Below are 20,469 nucleotides of genomic sequence, written 5' to 3' on the forward strand. Positions count from 1 at the left end.
GATATATGAGGAAAGAGAAGCTTTAAAAGTATTTAAAAAAATTAACGGATTTGTTAGAGAAAATCGGTAAAGATTTTTACAAAACAAAGGAGAATGGTACGGGACTGGGGTTAATGATTACATATAAAATCATTGAGGAACATCAAGGAAGTATCGCGATTCAAAGTAGCATGGGAATAGGAACGAAAGAGGAAATTTTTTTACCGACAGCATAATGTACTAGAGAAAAATATTTTTCAGAAAAGTGTTCTTGTTGTGTAAATATAAACATTTTATAAAATGTTTCAAGAAGGGTTTTTTTTATAAAATACTTCGTTTATAATGGAGGAAAATATCGACATGAGATTTGTTATTCATGTAACGGTTCGGTAGTGTTAGAGAAAGAAGGGGTGCACGCGCATCCTTTTTTCTATGCAGATATTATGAAAGAGGTGGTATGATGGAATTAACATTAAATTCGACTGTATGTTTACACACGATTCAATTTCGAAAAGAGCAAAAGAATTATATTGTAAAAGATACAATTACAGGAGAAAAATATGAAATGCCGCCACTTTGGATTGATGCATTGGCAATGATGCGTGACGGTTTTTTATTGGGGGAAATTGAGGAGAAATTAAAAGAAGAGTATCCAGACGAAGAAATAAATATGTTAGCATTTACGAGGCAACTGTTAGAGCTAGAGCTTGTCGGAATGGTAGATGGCGAAGAAATAGCTTGTACAAAGAAGAAAGAGAAAGATTATTTAGCTTGGTTACGTCCTCGTGTTGAGCAATTCTTTCTTAGTTTAAATAAAAAAAATAGAAGCAAAGGTCAATGATGATCTTTGCTTTTTTGTATAGTTTGTTTAAAAAATTACAGCGAATGCCCTTGCGAAAGCACCGTCGCTATCTTTAATTTTTAAAGGTGCCGCTGAGAAAAAGAAACGTTTCGTGTTAATTGCATCTAAGTTTGTTAAGTTTTCGATTAAATAAATATTATTCCCAAGTAGTATGTGATGAATTGGCGATGTTTCTGTCGTTACCTCATCAGGAGAGATGAAATCTAAACCGACAGATTTTACTTTTAATTGAACTAGTTCTTCAGCTAATTCTTCAGAAAGATAAAAAGCTTCTTTCTCATATGCTTCTGTATTCCATTTCGTAGATAGATTGGAATGGAAAATGACAATATCACCTTCTTTTATGTCAGCGTTGTGTAATACTTCTTTAGGTAGTTTTCGTTCTTGTACATGAGTTACATCAATAAGAACAGCTTCGCCTACAAATTGATCTAGGGGTAATTGATCAATAGTCGTTGCGCCTGAAATGAAATGAGCAGGAGCATCACAATGCGTGCCAACATGAACGACAGAATGAAAATCTGTAACTTGATAGCCTGTCTCTTCAACGCTTGTAATGGCTCCTAAATTGATTTTTGGTGTTCCAGGGAATTGGGACATATTGTTTTCAAATGTTTGTGATAGGTCAATTACTTTCATTTTAAATACCTCCAATATATGTTTTGAAATAAAAAAACTCACCTTTCATAATCAAGAAAGATGAGTTTTGTACACAATAGTTACGTTTTATCTTTCAAAATGCAATGCATTTTGCAGGAATTAGCACCTATTCAGTTTGTATAAACTGAGGTTGCTGGGCGTCAAAGGGCCGGTCCCTCTGCCTCTCTTGATAAAGACATATTAAGTTTTCGTTTCTGAATATTCACTACTTTTAAATTGTAATTCATTTCCTTTTTTCGTGCAATACAAAATAGGTATTCACCCAAATAAAGTTGCTCGCATATTGTAGCTTATGTAAATAGAATGCTGCGAAGGAGTGAGTGCAGTGACAGGGAATGTATTGAATTATTACGCTGGTGGAAATACAGCTAGAGGATTTCATAATTTATACGATGAGAATTTAAAAGGGCTAAACAGGTTATTTATTTTAAAGGGTGGTCCTGGAACCGGGAAATCTTCTTTAATCAAAGCAATAGGTCGCGAGTGGGTTAAAAAAGGATATGATATTGAATTTTTACACTGCTCTTCTGATAATAAATCGGTTGATGGTGTAATTATCCCGAAGTTAAAAGTAGGAATTGTTGATGGAACATCACCGCATGTTATTGAGCCGAAAATGCCAGGAGTTGTCGAAGAGTATATTAATTTAGGGGTTGCTTGGGACTCAGATAAATTAAGAAAGCAGAAGGTGGAAATTGAACGATTTGTTTCAGAAGCAAGCAAGGCTTTTCAAACTGCTTACGCTTGTTTTAACGAGGCACTAGTTATACATGACGAGTGGGAGAAAATATATATTAATAATATTGATTTTAATAAAGCAAATGAACTAACCGATCAGCTGATTCAGAAGTTATTTACAGATAAAGGCGGGAAACAATCGCTTGTGAAACATCGGTTTTTAGGGGCAGCTACACCGAAAGGAGCAGTTGATTTTGTTCCTAATTTAACAGAGGGATTACCACATCGTTATTTTATAAAAGGACGCCCAGGATCTGGGAAATCAACAATGCTTAAAAAATTAGCTAAGGCAGCAGAAGAAAAAGGATTTGAAGTTGAAGTATATCATTGTGGATTTGATCCAAATAGTCTTGATATGGTTATCGTAAGAGAATTAGGGTTTGCAATTTTTGATAGCACCGCACCACATGAATATTTTCCGAGCCGCGAAGGTGATGAAATTATAGATATGTATGCCTTGATTGTGACACCAGGGACAGATGAGAAGTATGCGACAGAAATTCGTGACGTGTCGATTCAATATAAAGCAAAAATGAATGAGGCGATGTCTTTCTTAGCGAAAGCGAAATCAGTTCGTGATAAATTAGAACGAATATATATTGCTGCTATGGATTTTTCAAAAGTAGATGCATATAAAGAGGAGATTCAAAAAGAGTTTGAACGAATTGCGGTTAGTGTAAAAGAAAAGAACAAGTAAAAAATAAAGGATTTTGGTAGGCTGTCGGGAATTTTCTGACAGCTATTTTAGTATGTAGTAAAATTAGGAGTATATTTGTCGAATTTCCAAGGAAATAATCAAAAAATGGAGAGGGTATGAAATGAGAGAGAAAATTAGAGTGGAGTTAGCAAGAATTGAACAAGAGAATGATGTGAAAATTTTATTTGCAGTGGAATCAGGGAGTCGTGCTTGGGGATTTCCATCGAAAGATAGTGATTATGATGTTAGATTTGTTTATATGCATCCGGTAGAGTGGTATTTATCAATTCATGATAAACGAGATGTAATTGAGTATCCGATTAGTGATGATTTAGATATAAGCGGGTGGGATATTAAAAAGGCGTTACAGTTATTCGCAAAGTCAAACCCAGCTTTACTCGAATGGATTCGATCACCGATTTTCTATTCGAAAAACTCTCATTTTCCAGAACAGCTTCAGCAAATGAGTGATAAGCACTTTGATCCAAAAGCAACGATATATCATTACTTACATATGGCTTCAAAAAATTATCGTGAATTTTTGCAAGGTGAGGACGTAAAATTGAAAAATACTTTTATGTATTGCGTCCGATTTTAGCTTGTAAGTGGCTAGAGGAGAAAACAACTTTACCACCTGTAGAATTCGATCGATTGATTACAGAATTATCGTTAGAACGTAGCGTATTAGATGAAATTGAACAGTTGTTAATAAAGAAAAAGGCAGGTACTGAATTAGATGTTGGATTAAAAATTGAGGTGTTGAATCAATTTTTAGAAGAACAAATTCATTACTATCAGCAATATGTAAAAGGAATTGAAAAGGGATCAGGAATCGATATTGAGAGTTTAAATACATTGTTTCGAGATATGTTGTTTGAAGTATATGAAAAAGAGCACAAGTGAGTTTGTGCTCTTTTTTTATTTTGTAGGAATAAAGAAAACAGATATAGCTGCAAGAAGACCCGCGAATGAGAATAAGTAAAAATTCCATGCTAAGTCATATTGCATTGTCATAATAATACCGACAAGAATAGGACCAGCAATCGCACCAACTCGGCCAAGTCCAAGTCCCCAGCCTAAGGAGGTAGCTCGGATATGGGATGGGAAGTATTGTGTTACATATGCATTTAATATTTGAGTAATACCGACTGATCCAATTCCAGCAAGGCCGATTAAAAGATAAATGATTGTAACAGATGGTTTAATTGTTAATAGTCCAATACATATAGCTGCCATAAGATAGGAGATGCTAATAACAATTTTAGCCCCTATACGATCCGCGATTGCTCCAGCAAACAATGCACCGATAGCGGCAGTAATATTTAGCATAAGTAAAAATGATAGACTAGATCCAAGAGGGTATCCTGCTTGGCGCATCATCTGCGGTAACCAAGTGTTTAAACCGTATATTAAAAACATTCCCATTATATAAGTAATCCAAAAAAGCAGCGTCGCTTTTATGTACTCTTTTGAGAATAACGTAAGAAATCCATTTTTCTTTCGTATATTAGGTGGGGCTTGATGAGTTTCCTCTTTTGCATGGAATTCAATTTGAAAACGATTAAGGATTTGTTCCACTTCTTCTTGTCGATTACGTGATAACAAAAATTGAATGGATTCAGGTAAATAACGAATGATGAAAGGAATGAGGAGTAGTGGAATCATTCCGATGCCAAACATAATTCTCCATCCGAAATCTTCTAACATAAACATAGACAAAATAGCACCTAACACGATACCTAAAGGATAGCCAGTAAACATAAGAGCATAAATAAAAGATTGTCGCTTTTTTGGTGAATATTCAACAGTAAGTGCTGAAGCTGTTGGAATAACACCGCCTAATCCGATTCCTCCGATAAATCGAGATAAACCAAATAATTCAGGGGAAGGAGCAAGTGCAGCAAGGCCCATTGTGATGGAGAAAAGTGCTAAACAGCATATAAGCGTCCATTTTCGTCCAATTAGATCTGTAATGGTTCCAACTAGAATAGCGCCAATAAACATCCCAAATAAAGCATAGCTAGCAATTGTACCAGCGTGTGCCGGTGAAAGTGCCCAGCTTTTGTCTTCTAGGAGCTTTGGCAGAACGGCACCGTAAATACCTAAATCATATCCATCAGCTAGAATGGCTAGCCAACAAATAAAAACAACAAGTTTTGTAATAGAGCTTGAAAAGATAGTTTTTGTAGATTCTAGATGAGGTGGAGCTGAAGTTTGCATAGTATTCCCTCCTTTTATTTATAGATAAATATATTATTTTATTTGATGTTAATATTTCCCTTCTTATGTCGAAGTTTATCTGAAAAGGTTTTATAACAAATAAAGAAGTTCAACAGGAATCCTGTTGAACTTCTTTATTTGTTTACTCATGATCAACTCGTTTTAACGGTTGATCTGCTGGACCTTCCATAACATCTCCCTCAATTGAAAAGCGGGAACCATGGCAAGGGCAGTCCCAAGTACAATCACCATTATTCCATTCAACTTCGCAGCCGAGATGTGTACAAGTTGTATCGACAATATGTAATTTCCCATCTTTGTCCTTATAAGCACCTGCTCGTTTCCCATTAACATGTACGACAGATCCTTCACCAACTTCGAGATCTTCTGGCTTACGTAATGCGGTTTCAATCTTTCCTTCAATTAAATGTTTCGCAACATCAATGTTCTGGGAGAGGAATGTTTTTATATCTGGATTTGCATGGAAGCGTGATGGTGCATACAGTTCCTTATAGGGATTATGGACTTTTAGAATGGAGTCCTTCAGTAAATGAGCGGCAGCAGTTCCAGTTGTCATTCCCCATTTACGATATCCAGTTGCAACAAATATATTTGGATTTCTTTCGTTAATATGTCCGATATAAGGAAGCTTATCTAGCGTGATTAAATCTTGTGCTGACCATCTATAGGGAACTTCATCTACTCCAAACGTTGCTTCCGCAAAAGAATACAGTGCTTCGTAATGAAGCATCGTGTTTATTCCTTGTCCTGTTTTATGACTTTCTCCGCCAATTAAAATTAATTGTTCTCCATTGTTTGTTGTATAGCGTAAGGAGCGTTTTGGATCATCAATACTTAAATACATGCCACCTGGATAATCTGTTTTTGCTTTAATGGCAAGAGCATAAGAGCGTTCTGCGTACATTCGTGTAAAGAAAAAGCTATTCGCATCATAAAAAGGAAAATGTGAACAAGAGACAACATATTCACAAGTGATGCGATGTCCGCTCTTTGTAATGATTTGTGGATAATCACCCTTTTCCACATCAATAGCTGTTGTTTGTTCATAAACTTTTCCACCCATCTCTACAAACTTTTCTAAAAGTGTTTTCAAATAAAGGAGGGGATGGAATTGTCCTTGGTTTTTCATGACAAGTGCAGATTGTACTGGAATCGGAATCGATAGAGATTGAACATAGTCACAAGGTATATTTAATTTTTGATAGGCTTCATATTCTTTTGATAAACTTCTTAATCCATTATCAGTAGTTGTATATAAATATGAATCTTCATTTGAGAAATTACAGTCGATTTTATATGTTTTCACCGTCTCATTTATAAATTGTAGAGCATGATTATTTGATTCATAGTAAAGCCTCGCTTTTTCCAAACCAAAATGATTTATTAATTCATCATAAATAAGATCGTGTTGTGCTGTTACCTTTGCTGTTGTATGCCCAGTCGTTCCATTTAAAATAAGACCAGAATCAATTAAAACAACATCGATGCCTTCTTTCGCAAGTAAATAGGCAGTAGTAATACCTGTAATACCGGCACCGATAACGGCAACTTTTGTCTTTATATTTTCAGATAAAGGGGGAAAAGCAGGGATTTGAGTAGATTCAATCCAATAAGATAATGGGAATTGTGGAAATGTATCGCTTGTCATTATAGAAACCTCCCGATTTTAGAACAATTTTCCTTTTAATATTTCCATAAGATATGAAATTCATGTGTGCTGTTTTAGAGAGAGCCTATTTTTATTAAAAGAAAGATAAAATTATTTTAATATAATTTTGGTGTTGTCGGTATGAAGAGATAGGAGTTGTGCAAAGCTAGATTCAGGTGAGTTTATTTGTTGTTTACACAGAGAGTTCTTGAATAAGATAGAGTCTATAGTATGTCAGCATATATATATGCATAATGGGTAAAACCTTATAAAATCTATGTTTTTTCTTTAGTGGAATAAAGTATGGTTATAAAAATATAACCAACTTTTATTACTAGGTCATAAAAGTTGTTGACAATATGGAAATTCTATTGATATGATTCATCATGTGGAAAGGTTGATAGAGAGTAAAAAGAGAAATGTTTTTCATTGATAATAAAAGCGAAAAGATAAGTGACGATAGAGTGAGTATATTTTCCTTATACATAGATGCTTTTTAATCAGCTAGTAAAATCAATCTGGAAGCAAGAATTGATATATGTAAGTTGCGCAAGACGCGGCATAAGAAAGGGGCAAAAGGATGAAGGAGCTTCATACGTTTGGGTGGTATGCAGCACGTGTATCACCACATTTGCCGAAAAAAGCATTTAAACCAGTTCCTACACGTTTATTTGGTGGACTGGCTTATTTGCTTGTGGCATTGGCGGGGTTAATATCGATTGGTGTATTTGAATTGAATGTGTGGGCGAATCTAGGAATTGCGATTGTTCTTGGATTATGTTTTGCTTCACTTGGATTTTTAGGACATGAAATTTTACATGGAACTGTTGTAAGAAAAGCATGGCTTCGTGATTTTTTAGGCGCGATAGCATTTATGCCATTATCAACTGGCCCGAAGCTTTGGAGAAAGTGGCATAATGCAACGCATCATGTTCATACACAACATGAAGAAAATGATCCAGATGCATGGCCTACACTTGAGAAACTGAAAAAGAGTAAGTTTTTAAGGTGGGTATATCGCATGCCTCTTCATGTTCGTTCATTCTTTAGTTTTCTGTCACTAACCATTCAATTTACGTTACATTCGACTCGAATGTTCTTTCATTTTATAAAGGAATTTAAGTCATCCAATCAAAAATCTGTATGGCTTCAACTTCTTTTGCCTTGGACTGTTTGGATTAGTTTATTGTTTATTATGGGACCTGGAAAATGGTTATTTGCATATGTAATTCCATTGTTAATTGCTAACTTTATTGTAATGGCATATATCGCAACAAATCATCGCTTAAATCCAATTGTTCCAGTAAATGATCCGTTAGCGAACTGTTTATCAGTAACAGTGCCGCGCTGGGTAGACGTTTTACATTTCAATTTCTCATATCATACAGAACACCATTTGTTCCCTGCAATGAGCTCTAAATACTATCCGTTAGTAAAAGAGAAAATTAAAGAAATGTGGCCGGAACGCTATCATGAGATGCCAATGACAAAAGCTTTGGCAGCGCTATGGAATACACCACGTGTGTATTATCAAGGAAGTGAATTAGTGGATCCGCATAGAGAGCATTTCTATGGTTCTTTAGGAAATGGACTAGATCCTCATAATATTTCATATCGTGAGGAACATATAGAGGAAGAAGAGAGTATTAAAAAAGTAAATCAATAAAAATTGATATATTTTGCAGTGAAAAAGCAAGCCATTTCAGGCTTGCTTTTTTTTATAAAGAGACTTCTTTTTTATTCTTTTTGCTAAATTGAACTGAATTTGTTTCTTTTCTTTGTAATCGTTTCTCTAAAAGATTAACAAAATAAGTAAATAGAAGAACAAGTACGAGGTAATATAAACCAACGATTATGTATGTATCTAATTGTTGGAAGTTACTTGCAGCAATTGATAAACCTGATCCCCATAATTCGGACAATCCTACATATGCAACGAGAGAAGAGTCCTTTAATCCAATAATAAACTGATTTCCTAAAGGAGGAAGAGATTGACGAAATGCTTGCGGTAATACAATACGGCGCATTGCTAAAGGATAAGGCATACCTAAAGAACGAGCGGCTTCCAATTGTCCACGGTCGACAGATTGAATGGAACCGCGGAAAATTTCAGTAATATATGCACCGTTATGGATTGCTAAAGCAATTGCTCCTGCCCAAAAAGGAGTGAAGACAATAATCGATGTAATACCGAAATAGAGAATGGCAATTTGAACAATTAAAGGTGTACCACGAATAATGGCGATATATACATGAGCAATACTATTTAAAATCTTATTGTTAGAGATTCGAAAAAAAGCGAATAGTAATCCAATTAGTGAACCAAGTAATAGGGATGTTAGTGTTAATTGTAATGTGACAATAGTAGCCTTTAAGAGTGTGGGATAAGTAGACATAAAAATTTCAAACATATGTGTCACCTCATATTGTATGGATTTTGGTAGGGAATGAAATACCCCACATAAAAAGTGGGGCATAATGTATGAAACATTTGACTAGCTAATTTACTTCGTTTTTTCCTCTTCGCCGAGAATATTACGCCCAAACCATTTTTTACTGATTTTTTCATACGTACCATCTTTAATGATTTCATCTAAAGCTTTATTTACTTTCTCAACCATTTCTTTATCATCTTTACGAATAGCAATTCCCATTTCATCAAGATTTAATGGTTTTCCAGCTTCTTTTATATTTGATTTACCTTCTTTGATCATACGTAAACCAACCATTTGATCAGTGATTACTGCATCAATACGTCCAGGCTCTAAGTCCATAAGTGCAGTAATATCGCTGTCATATTCTGTGATTTGATCTGTATGTTTTGCAACAAGGTCTTTAAAGGTACTAGCCTTTACAACACCAATTTTTTTACCTTTCAAATCTTCTGGAGAAGAGATAGATGTATTCTTTTTAGCCACAAAAATTTGGGCACCAGAACGATAATAAGGATTTGAGAAACTAACAGCTTTTAAGCGTTCTTCTGTAATTGCCATACTGCCCAATATAGCATCATATTTTTTCGATTGTAGACCTTGAATTAGCGTTTCCCATGGATTTGTAATAGGAGTGGGTTTCATATTCATTTTTTTCGCAAGTGCCTCACCAATTTCCACATCAAAACCGGCAAGCTTTCCGTCATTTTCTTTATAGTTAAAAGGTTTATATAAGCCACTCATCGCATAACGAAATTCTTTTTTACCATTTGAAGAAGTAGTAGCACTTTCCTTACTACAGGCTCCTAGTATGAAGGATGTACATAATGTAATACTCGCAACAATGGTTAATAGTTTTCTTTTCATAAAACCCCTCCTATATATTGATCATACGGATGGTTTTAAGTATGTTACTGAGATATTTTATTTGGACAATTAGTTGTGCACCGTATGAATGTATTTCTTTTCATTTGAAACAGAAGTTACATTATAAAACGTTGCGTAAAAATTGTTTTGCTCGTTCATGTGATGGAGCTGAAAAGAATTGTGCTGGCGGAGCGTCCTCTACAATCTTTCCGTCATCCATAAATATGACGCGATCAGCTACATCTCTTGCGAAATTCATTTCATGAGTAACGATAACCATGGTCATTCCTTCTTCAGCAAGTTCTTTCATAACTTGCAATACTTCTCCAACAAGTTCAGGGTCTAAGGCTGAGGTAGGTTCATCAAATAGCATAATTTTAGGATTCATGGCAAGAGCTCGTGCAATGGCAATGCGCTGCTTTTGACCACCTGACAGGAGGTGGGGAGTTACATCTGCTTTATCTTGTAGACCGACTTTTTGCAAAAGCTGATTTCCAATTTCCTTTGCATTTGTTGTTTCTAATTTTTTTACATGGATAGGTGCTTCTATGATGTTTTCTAGTGAGGTCATATGAGGAAAGAGGTTAAAGTGCTGAAAAACCATTCCGACATTTTCACGGACTTTGTTTAAATTTGAATGCTGTGGATCAATTCGTTCACCTTGTAAGTGAATTTCACCTTCATCGTACATTTCTAAAAAGTTAAGACAGCGAAGTAATGTACTTTTACCGGAACCACTGGCACCAATTAAAACAACAACTTCTTTTTCTTTTACTTGTAAATCAATTCCTTTTAAAACATCAAGCGAGCCGAATGATTTTACTAGATTTCGAACCTGAATCATACAAAACCCCCAGTCAAAATATATTTTACAAATGTTGCCCCTTATTTCTGTTATTAGTCATAAATTGTCAGAATCCTTTATTTTTTTCGGGTAATTTGATATTCAAAGAAATAATGATTTTAAAAATCCCTATATCTTTCTATAACGAAAATATGGATAATAATATATAGGTAGTACTTATGTTGCTTATAAAAAGGGGGAAAGAAGAGATGGAAAAAGAAAGGAAGACATTTTCCTTTGGCTTACGTACACAACTTATGCTATTTACTACAGTTTTAGCTTTTATTACATATTCAACAAGTATATTTTTTATTTACGTGATATACGATTATTTTCAAAGTTATGTAAGTCAAACTGTTTATAATATTATCGTTATGTTATTAGGTGTAGTATGGTCTGGAATTTTAGCGTATGGAGCAGCAATCTTTTTAATTAAACCACTTCGAAAGTTGGAGGAGGCTGCAAGGAAAGCGGCCGATGGCGATATTCGTGAAGATGTCCCGTTACCAAAAACAGATGATGAGATTAAATCTTTAAGTGTTGCATTTAATATGATGCTAGGGAACTTAAGAGGTATGGTAAAAAATATTGATACTACATTTTCGTATACAAATAATCAAGTTCAGCAAATTAGAAGGCAAACAGGGGAAGCAACAAAGCAAGCACGAGGTGTGTCTGAAACCCTTGCAGAAATTTCTTCTGGCGCCGAGCAATCAGCAGCTTCCATTCAGGCGATTGTTTCTGCTGTTGATACAACAACTTCTATTGCGAGTGAAGTAGAAGAAAAAGCAAAACAGTCTGACGAGTTGTCTTTAGAAATGGTTCAAGCTTTAGGGCAAAGTACACGAGTCTTTACTTCTTTAATTCAAGGTATTCAAACATTGGCAAAAGAAAATGAAAATTCGATGCAAAATGTACAGAAATTAGAAGAACGAATGAAACAAGTAGAACATATTGTTTCTGTTGTGAGTGAGATTGCTAGTCAAACGAATTTATTAGCACTGAATGCTTCTATTGAGGCGGCTCGTGCTGGAGAGCATGGAAGGGGCTTTGCAGTTGTAGCTGAAGAAGTACGTAAACTTGCCGATGAAAGCGATCATTCTGCAAGAAATATATCGCAGTTATTACGGAATATGCAAGAAGAAGTGCAACAAGTCGCATTGAAAATGACAGAGCAAGTGAAAACGGCTAAAGAAGAGGCGAAACGTGGGGAAGCTACTGAATTAATTTTAAAAGAAATGTCATCAAGTATTATGGAAGTTGCCGATGCAACGAAGCAAATTAGTGGCTATATGAACGAACAAGTGAGTCACATTCATCAAACCGGAGCACAGACGAAGGCTGTAGCAGCAATTGCTGAGGAAACATCAGCTGGTTCACAAGAAGTAGCACGTGTGACGTTGCAACAATCTAAAAATATGGTAGTAATCGATCAATTGTTAAAGGATTTAGAAAAGCAAGCAGCAGACTTGAAACAAACAATTGAACGATTTTCAATGTAAAAAGGAAGAACAGCATTCTGTTCTTCCTTTTTACGTATGAAAGGGTGGGATACTTTGTTGAAAACGAAAAACATTGCAAGGATCATATATGGTTTTCACTTTACGCAATCTTTGAAAGTTAGGGCCGTAATAACTAGTTTGCCAATTTTTAATGTCGATATCGGGCCAATTGATAAAGCTTTCTCGTAAATCTTTAACCGAGCATATGTAACGTGCGTGGACAAGAGCAGGTGAGGAATGAGATTTGCTTTTGTGAGAAATAAATAAAGCATAAGAATAAGGAATCTACATAGAGTTCAATGAAAACAGTTGCAAACTATTCATATTTTGTTATGATAGTGTTACGAAAACGTTTGCATAAATTTCTGATGGGATGCAAAAGGAGAGAATGACTATGAAAAAGACATGGTGGAAAGAAGCGGTTGCGTATCAAATTTATCCGCGTAGCTTTATGGATTCAAATGGTGATGGTATTGGAGATTTACAAGGTATTATTGCAAAACTGGATTATTTAAAAGATTTAGGTATAGATGTAATTTGGATTTGTCCAATGTATAAGTCACCTAATGATGATAATGGCTATGACATTAGTGATTATCAAGATATCATGGATGAATTTGGTACGATGGAAGACTTTGATGCTTTACTAGATGAAGTTCATAAGCGTGATATGAAGCTTATTATTGATTTAGTTATTAATCATACGAGTGATGAACATCCATGGTTTATTGAGTCACGTTCATCTAAAGACAATCCGAAGCGTGATTGGTATATTTGGCATGATGGTAAAGATGGTGCGGAACCAAACAACTGGGAAAGTATTTTTAATGGTTCGGCATGGGAATATGATGAAGTAACAGGACAATATTATTTACACTTATTCTCGCGTAAACAACCAGATTTAAACTGGGAGAATAAAGAGGTTCGCGAAGTGTTATACGATACAGTTAATTGGTGGCTTGATAAAGGAATTGATGGTTTCCGAGTGGATGCAATCAGCCATATTAAAAAAGAAGATGGTTTCAAAGATATGCCAAATCCAAAAGAACTAAAGTATGTACCATCTTTTGATAAACATATGAATGTGGATGGTATTCAACCTTTATTAGAAGAGTTAAAAGAAAATACGTTTTCTAAGTATGATATTATGACTGTTGGTGAAGCGAATGGCGTTAAGATTGAAGATGCTGAGCTTTGGGTTGGAGAAGAGCAAGGTAAGTTCAATATGGTATTCCAATTCGAACATTTAAGTTTATGGGATGCAGAAAAGAAGAAAGATCTTGATGTTGTAGGTTTGAAAAAGGTATTAACGAAATGGCAAAAAGGGTTAGAAAATAAAGGATGGAATGCTTTATATATTGAGAATCACGATAAGCCACGTATCGTTTCAACTTGGGGAGACGATAAACAATATTGGCGTGAAAGTGCAACAGCTCTTGGAGCAATGTATTTCTTTATGCACGGTACACCGTTTATTTATCAAGGACAAGAAATTGGGATGACAAATGTTCAATTCCCAAATATTGAAGATTATGATGATGTAGCAATTAAAAATTTATATCGAGAGAAAATTGCAGAGGGCGTATCACATCAAGATATGATGGAAATTATATGGGCTTCTTGCCGCGATAATTCACGTACACCTATGCAGTGGAACGATGAGATGAATGCTGGCTTTACAACAGGTGCATCTTGGTTTGGTATGAATCCAAACTATAAAGAAATTAATGTTGAAAAGCAAAAGAATGAAGAGAACTCTATTTTCAATTTCTATAAGAAAATGATTGCCTTGAAAAAAGAGCACGATGTACTGAATTACGGTACGTATGATTTACTTTTAGAAGATGATCCGCAAATTTATGCATATACTCGTACATTAAACGATGAAAAAATCGTTGTAATTAGTAATATCTCAAAAGAGGTAGCTGTGTATAATGAAGGTTCATTTGCACTAGAACGCAAACGTTTGCTTTTAAATAACTATAAAGTTGCGGAAAATGAACAAGTAACTTCAATCACGTTAAAACCTTATGAAACAAGGGTTTATCGCATTTCATAATAAAAAAGGATGCTCTTAGAGCATCTTTTTTTATGAAAAAAAATAAATTTCTATTGCAAAGTGAAAACGCTTTTATTAAAATAGATTTATGAAAACGGTTGCGTAAAGATAAAAATAAAGTAACGTAAGGAATCGTTTTCATAATAGAAACAGAAATTATCATTTAAATCATTATGTTGTTATAAATAAAGGGGAGGAAGAACAGATGAAAATTACGTCTTTTGATTTTTGGCAAAAGTTCGGGAAAGCATTATTAGTTGTTGTAGCTGTAATGCCAGCAGCTGGTTTAATGATTTCTATCGGTAAGTTAATTGGGATGTCTGCTGGGGATATTAACGCAGTTCATACAATCGCTCGCGTAATGGAAGACATCGGTTGGGCAATCATTACAAATCTACACATCTTATTCGCAGTAGCAATTGGGGGATCTTGGGCGAAGGATCGCGCAGGTGGTGCATTTGCAGCGCTATTAGCATTCGTCTTAACGAACAGAATTACAGGAGCTATATTTGGCGTAAACGCTGAAATGTTAGCGGATTCAAAAGCGACAGTTTCTTCAGTATTAGCAGGAGATTTAGTTGTAAAAGATTACTTTACTTCTGTACTTGGTGCACCAGCATTAAACATGGGAGTTTTCGTAGGGATTATCACAGGTTTTTTAGGAGCTACTCTATATAACAAATATTATAACTATAATAAACTACCACAGGCATTAGCATTCTTTAACGGAAAACGATTCGTACCATTCGTTGTAATTGTTTGGTCTACAGTCACTGCAATTGTATTATCACTTTTATGGCCGTTCATCCAAAGTGGATTAAATGAATTCGGTCGCTGGATTGCAGCATCTAAAGATAGTGCACCAGTTGTTGCACCATTTGTATATGGAACGTTAGAGCGTTTACTATTACCATTCGGTTTACATCATATGTTAACGATTCCGATGAACTACACAGAGCTAGGCGGAACATATACGATGTTAACTGGTTCAAAAGTTGGACAAATTGTAGCAGGACAAGATCCTTTATGGCTTGCATGGATTACAGACTTAAATAATTTACTAGCAAATGGAGATACGAAAGCATATAACGATTTATTAAATAACGTTGTACCAGCTCGTTTCAAAGCTGGACAAGTTATTGGCTCAACAGCAGCGTTAATGGGTATTGCTTTCGCGATGTTCCGTAATGTTGATAAAGAAAAACGTGCAAAATATAAACCAATGTTCTTATCGGCTGCATTAGCAGTATTCTTAACAGGTGTAACAGAACCAATTGAATTCATGTTCATGTTTATTGCTCCAGTATTATATGTTGTATATGCAATTACAACAGGACTTGCATTCGCATTAGCAGATTTAATTAACTTACGTGTTCACGCATTTGGATTTATTGAATTAATTACTCGTACACCGATGATGGTTAATGCAGGACTAACAAGAGATTTAATCAATTTCGTTATCGTTTCATTAGTGTTCTTCGGTCTGAACTTTACATTATTCAATTTCTTAATTAAAAAATTCAATTTACCAACACCAGGACGTGCAGGTAACTATATTGATAATGAAGATGAGTCATCAGAAGGAACAGGAAATGTACAGGATGGTTCATTAGCAACAAAAGTTATTGATTTATTAGGTGGTAAAGAAAATATTGCTGACGTAGATGCTTGTATGACGCGTTTACGTGTAACAGTAAAAGATTTAGATGTTGTTGCACCAGAAGCACAGTGGAAACAAAATGGTGCTTTAGGACTTATCGTAAAAGATAAAGGTGTACAAGCAGTATATGGTCCGAAAGCTGACGTATTAAAGTCAGACATTCAAGATATGTTAGGTGCGTAATAAGATGAAATTGCTAACTTTAAACTGTCACTCTTGGCAAGAAGAGAATCAAATGGAAAAGATAAAATATCTTGCTCAAGTCATTCAAGAAGAAGAGTACGATGTCATCGCATTGCAAGAAGTAAGTCAGTCGATACAAGCTGAAAATGTATGCGGTAACAAGAAAGAAGATAATTTTGGACTTTTACTATTAGAAGAGTTAAAAGCGTTACATGTAAAAGATTACAATATTACTTGGGATTTCTCTCATATTGGTTATGATGTGTATGAAGAAGGATTAGCGATTATAACGAAGCATAATGTTGTAAAAGAAGATACGTTCTTTATTTCAGAAAATAAGGATACAACGTATTGGAAAACACGCAAAATTGTAAGTGCGACAATTGCTTATAATGATAAGAATATAACGTTTTACTCTTGCCACCTCGGTTGGTGGAATGATGAAGAAGAATCATTCAAAGATCAAGTTAATCGTTTGATGGGGCGTGTAGATAGTAATGAACTTTCCTTCTTAATGGGTGATTTTAATAATAACGCTCGTTTACAAGGTGAAGGTTATGAATATATGATGCAAAAAGGTTTGTATGACACATATGAACTAGCAATAGAGAAGGATGAAGGAACAACTGTCCAAGGTGAGATTGCTGGTTGGGATGAAAATAAACATAACTTACGAATCGATCTAATATTGTGTAACCAAAGTGAAAAAGTTCGTTCTTCAAAAGTCATTTTTAATGGTACGAACAGAAATGTAATTTCAGATCATTTCGGTGTAGAAGTACAAGTAGATATATAATAGAAGAAATCCTCACAGATGATGAAAAGCTGTGAGGATTTTTTTGAGGAATACAAGTATTACCAAGATAAAATACTTGTATTTTTTATGACATTTCCTATATATTTGTTATTATTGAATGTAAAACTAATTTGGTCATTTTGTATGCATACTTTTTTTACTTCGTTATATAATGAAGTAAGTGAAATGTTTAATGGGAAAAATAGTGTATTTTCGTTTAATCCACGATGTAGAAAGTGATATAATTGCAAAATGTATGTATCATTTTCTAAAGAAGGAAAAATATATAATTAGGTGATAACTTCTATGAAACAAATTTGGCGTATTTATAAGACAGATTTACGGAATGTAGCTAAACATTGGGCTGCAATTGTTATTGTTTTAGGATTAATGATTTTACCATCGTTATATGCATGGTTTAACATTAAAGCTTCTTGGGATCCATATGGAAATACAAAAGAGGTTCCCATTGCCGTTTCTAACCAAGATGCAGGCTCTAATTTAAGAGGGAAAGATATCAATATCGGGGACGAGATTGTAGATTCTCTAAAGAAAAACAAGAATCTTGGTTGGAAATTTGTAGACCAAAAGCAGGCGATTTACGGAGTTGAGCGTGGGGATTATTATGCAAGTATTACAATCCCAAAAGACTTCTCTGAAAAAATTGCAACGGTTCTGGATGAAAATCCACAAAAGCCAGAACTTGATTACTATGTAAATGAAAAAGTAAATGCGATTGCACCGAAAATTACAGCAAAAGGTGCATCAGGTATTACGGAAGAAATTAGTAAAAACTTCGTTAAAACAGCAAACGGTGAGATTTTTAAAATCTTCAATGACCTTGGAATCGATTTAGAAACAAACTTACCAAGTATCGAGAAAGTAAAAGACCTTGTCTTTAAGTTAGAAGCGCAGTTCCCAGAAATGAATACATTAATGGATAAGGCGTTAGATGATGCAACTCGAGCAGAGGATATTGTGAAAGTAGCGCAAAAAGAGTTACCGGTTGTAGAAAGTGTTATGAATGATGGGCAGGAAGCATTAGGGAATTTAGATAAGTTCTTTGCGAGAAATAATGAAACATTGAATCGTGCTCCGGGAACTATTAAGAATAATTTAATTGTAACGAAGCAGGGATTGGATGCTGCAGCGAAAATTACGGATTACTTAAAAAATCCTTCATTTGATTTTAATCTGACACTTCCAGATCCAGCTAAATTACCAGTGTTACCTAATATAACTCTTCCACAAATACCGCAAATACCAGAAATTCCAGCGTTACCGCAAGTGAATGGTGATGGGTATAAGAATATTGCTAAAAATATTGATCAAACTGTAAATAATGTTTTCAGCTCAATACGTGTTGGAACAACTTACGCACAAGGTGTTATAAACGGGTTACAAAATGGTAATTTTGATCCGGAAAAAGCGAAACAAGATCTTAATAATGTTTCTGAGACGCTGCAAGGACGTGCGGATAGTGTTTCATATGTAATTGATGTCTTTACTAAATTTAAAGAGTCGGCATCAACTGATTTTGGAAAAGAATTCTTCCAAAAGAGAATAGAAAGATTAACAAACCTTAAATCAGCTATTGAAAATGCAAATGGTGGCGTTAAAGATATTGCCAATATTATTGGTACAGGGCAAGAAGTGAAACAAGATGTAAGAGATGCTACTAATAAAAAGTTAGATTCAATAAATAACTTGGTAAATCAAGCAGAAGCAGATTATAATGCAACATTCGTAACTGATTTTGAAAAAGCAGTAAGTACAGCCGAGCAATTGAAAGATAAGGCTGAAGGTGTAAAAGAAGATGCGCAACAACTTAGAGGTAATTTAAATCAAGATATAAAAAAAGCGAATGAGTTAGTAAATCAAACCAATGAGGCATTAGACAATGGTAGAGAAAAGTACGATAAGGCTGTAAGTGATTACAGCAGATTAAAAACAGAACTTGGAAAAGCAAGAGAAGACTTAAGCAACGCAGGTGTTAATGGATTAGACTCTACAAAAGTAGCCTTAAATGATTTAAATGGACAGTTCAAAGCAGCATGGAATTTATTTAACGACATGATTCCAGTTCTGGAAAGTACAAATAAAGTTTTAGCAGATGTAAATAGTGATAAGAACACGAATAACACGATTTCTAAATTGAATAAAGTAAAAGATGGTCTTCAAAAAGGAATCGATTTAACTGATAAAGGAATTGACTCTATTAATAAAGGGCAAAAACCAGCAGCAGATGTGATTGAAAGTATTAATGAAGTATCTAAAAGTGTTTCGGGCCAAATTGGTGACATTTTAGCTAAATATGACTCAGAAATCACTCCAAATTTCAATGCAGCTATTGCTCGTACAAAAGAGATGTCTAAAAACACATCTCAAATTTTAAAAGAAGCAGACAAAAAGCTTCCAGATGTTAAAAAGCTACTAGAAGATTCATCAAAAGGCTTAGTAGACGGTAAAAAGAAATTAACAGACATTAAGGCTGACATGCCGGAGACTGAGAAAAAGATTAAGGACTTAGCAAATAAAATTCGTGATTTTGAATCTGAAGAGGATATAAAAGACATCATACGCTTATTGAAAAATGATGTTGAAAAGCAAAGTGATTACTTCGCGAATCCAGTCAATTTAAAAGAGAATAAGTTATTTGCGATGCCAAACTACGGTTCAGCGATGTCACCATTCTATACAGTGCTTGCATTATGGGTAGGCGCATTATTAATGGTTTCATTATTAACAGTAGAAGTACATGAAGAAGGCGCGAATTATAAGAGCCATGAAATTTACTTCGGACGTTTATTAACATTCTTAACGATAGGTCTTTCACAAGCGTTTATCGTATCGATGGGAGATATATTCTTACTCGGTACGTACGTAGTCGATAAGTTCTGGTTTGTATTATTTAGTTTATTTATTGGCGGGGTCTTCGTTTGTATCGTATACTCACTCGTTTCTATTTTCGGAAACGTTGGGAAATCGATGGCGATCATTCTACTTGTACTGCAAGTAGCAGGATCGGGCGGAACATTCCCAATTCAAATGACACCAGCGTTCTTCCAAGCAATTTATCCGTTCTTACCGTTCACATATGCAATTAGTGCGATTCGTGAAACAGTAGGTGGAATGCTTTGGGATATCGTAACGCGAGATTTACTTGTGTTAAGTGCTTTCGTAGTAATTATGATTGTTGCTGCGTTATTACTGAAAACACCAATTAACAAATCGAGTGAAAAGTTTGTTGAGAACGCTAAAGGAAGTAAAATTATTCATTAAAAATAAAAGGTTCCTACCG

General features: G+C 34.8%; 14 protein-coding genes, 4 pseudogenes and 1 riboswitch. Of the genes and pseudogenes, 11 read left to right on the plus strand and 7 right to left on the minus strand.

The annotated features are described in order from the left end of the window. Nucleotides 1–53: 53 nt before the first annotated feature. Together DM800_RS16490 and DM800_RS16495 are read left to right on the plus strand one after the other, a co-directional pair. Nucleotides 54–215: pseudogene (locus DM800_RS16490) on the plus strand (ATP-binding protein); the annotation flags it as partial. A gap of 224 nt (nt 216–439) precedes the next feature. Beyond that, a complete protein-coding gene (locus DM800_RS16495; protein ID WP_000424111.1) occupies nt 440–820 on the plus strand; it encodes a hypothetical protein in 381 nt (126 codons plus the stop codon). A gap of 27 nt (nt 821–847) precedes the next feature. On the opposite strand, the gene DM800_RS16500 is transcribed toward DM800_RS16495, so the two are convergent. Beyond that, complete coding sequence (locus tag DM800_RS16500) at nt 848–1,480, minus strand: cyclase family protein (protein WP_046958871.1); 633 nt, start codon at nt 1,478–1,480, stop codon at nt 848–850. A gap of 84 nt (nt 1,481–1,564) precedes the next feature. After that, nucleotides 1,565–1,677: riboswitch (SAM riboswitch) on the minus strand. A 149-nt stretch (nt 1,678–1,826) separates the two neighbouring features. On the opposite strand from DM800_RS16500, the gene DM800_RS16505 reads away from it, so the two are divergent. After that, nucleotides 1,827–2,936: a PRK06851 family protein gene (locus tag DM800_RS16505; RefSeq protein ID WP_147787214.1), complete on the plus strand. Its 1,110-nt coding sequence runs from the start codon at nt 1,827–1,829 to the stop codon at nt 2,934–2,936. Nucleotides 2,937–3,057: 121 nt separating this feature from the next. After that, a pseudogene (locus DM800_RS16510) lies at nt 3,058–3,839 on the plus strand (nucleotidyltransferase domain-containing protein). Nucleotides 3,840–3,854: 15 nt separating this feature from the next. Here DM800_RS16510 and DM800_RS16515 read toward each other — a convergent pair. After that, entirely contained in the window at nt 3,855–5,156 is a 1,302-nt protein-coding gene (locus DM800_RS16515) for an MFS transporter (protein WP_088609251.1), read from the minus strand. 142 nt (nt 5,157–5,298) lie between these two features. Next, entirely contained in the window at nt 5,299–6,825 is a 1,527-nt protein-coding gene (locus DM800_RS16520) for an FAD-dependent oxidoreductase (RefSeq protein WP_106383450.1), read from the minus strand. Between the two features lie 580 nt (nt 6,826–7,405). Here DM800_RS16520 and desB point away from each other — a divergent pair. Beyond that, nucleotides 7,406–8,491, plus strand: a complete 1,086-nt coding sequence (gene desB, locus DM800_RS16525; protein WP_064477210.1) for a Delta(10) desaturase DesB — start codon at nt 7,406–7,408, stop codon at nt 8,489–8,491. A gap of 52 nt (nt 8,492–8,543) precedes the next feature. On the opposite strand, the gene DM800_RS16530 is transcribed toward desB, so the two are convergent. From DM800_RS16530 to DM800_RS16540, 3 genes are all read right to left on the minus strand, one after another. Next, nucleotides 8,544–9,236, minus strand: a complete 693-nt coding sequence (locus tag DM800_RS16530) for an amino acid ABC transporter permease (protein ID WP_000461606.1) — start codon at nt 9,234–9,236, stop codon at nt 8,544–8,546. Nucleotides 9,237–9,329: 93 nt separating this feature from the next. Then, nucleotides 9,330–10,124 carry an ABC transporter substrate-binding protein gene (locus DM800_RS16535; RefSeq protein WP_046953749.1) on the minus strand — a complete coding sequence of 265 codons (795 nt, stop codon included), beginning with the start codon at nt 10,122–10,124 and terminating at the stop codon, nt 9,330–9,332. 121 nt (nt 10,125–10,245) lie between these two features. After that, the gene (locus DM800_RS16540) at nt 10,246–10,968 is read right to left on the minus strand and encodes an amino acid ABC transporter ATP-binding protein (protein ID WP_064477213.1); all 723 of its coding nucleotides are present in this window, start codon (nt 10,966–10,968) and stop codon (nt 10,246–10,248) included. Between the two features lie 374 nt (nt 10,969–11,342). On the opposite strand from DM800_RS16540, the pseudogene DM800_RS30055 reads away from it, so the two are divergent. After that, nucleotides 11,343–11,528, plus strand: a pseudogene (locus tag DM800_RS30055) (HAMP domain-containing protein); the annotation flags it as partial. A gap of 15 nt (nt 11,529–11,543) precedes the next feature. Beyond that, nucleotides 11,544–12,470 (plus strand): methyl-accepting chemotaxis protein, encoded by a 927-nt coding sequence (locus DM800_RS16545; protein ID WP_407707385.1) that lies wholly within the window; start codon nt 11,544–11,546, stop codon nt 12,468–12,470. A 30-nt stretch (nt 12,471–12,500) separates the two neighbouring features. On the opposite strand, the pseudogene DM800_RS16550 reads toward DM800_RS16545, so the two are convergent. Further along, nucleotides 12,501–12,683 (minus strand): annotated as a pseudogene (locus DM800_RS16550) (BBE domain-containing protein); the annotation flags it as partial. 181 nt (nt 12,684–12,864) lie between these two features. On the opposite strand from DM800_RS16550, the gene DM800_RS16555 reads away from it, so the two are divergent. The 4 genes from DM800_RS16555 to DM800_RS16575 all read left to right on the plus strand — a co-directional run bounded on the left by DM800_RS16555 (nt 12,865) and on the right by DM800_RS16575 (nt 20,450). Beyond that, on the plus strand, nt 12,865–14,529 hold the full coding sequence (locus DM800_RS16555; protein WP_060486900.1) for a glycoside hydrolase family 13 protein: 1,665 nt from the start codon (nt 12,865–12,867) through the stop codon (nt 14,527–14,529). Between the two features lie 205 nt (nt 14,530–14,734). After that, the gene (locus DM800_RS16560) at nt 14,735–16,372 is read left to right on the plus strand and encodes a PTS transporter subunit IIBC (RefSeq protein WP_000705549.1); all 1,638 of its coding nucleotides are present in this window, start codon (nt 14,735–14,737) and stop codon (nt 16,370–16,372) included. A 4-nt stretch (nt 16,373–16,376) separates the two neighbouring features. Then, nucleotides 16,377–17,168, plus strand: coding sequence for an endonuclease/exonuclease/phosphatase family protein (locus DM800_RS16565; RefSeq protein WP_147787215.1), 792 nt, complete (start codon nt 16,377–16,379; stop codon nt 17,166–17,168). Nucleotides 17,169–17,474: 306 nt separating this feature from the next. Beyond that, nucleotides 17,475–20,450, plus strand: a complete 2,976-nt coding sequence (locus DM800_RS16575) for a YhgE/Pip domain-containing protein (protein ID WP_098082088.1) — start codon at nt 17,475–17,477, stop codon at nt 20,448–20,450. Nucleotides 20,451–20,469 lie beyond the last annotated feature (19 nt).

The sequence above is a fragment of the Bacillus sp. AY18-3 genome, assembly GCF_008042305.1.
GTDB classification, from domain to species: domain Bacteria; phylum Bacillota; class Bacilli; order Bacillales; family Bacillaceae_G; genus Bacillus_A; species Bacillus_A wiedmannii.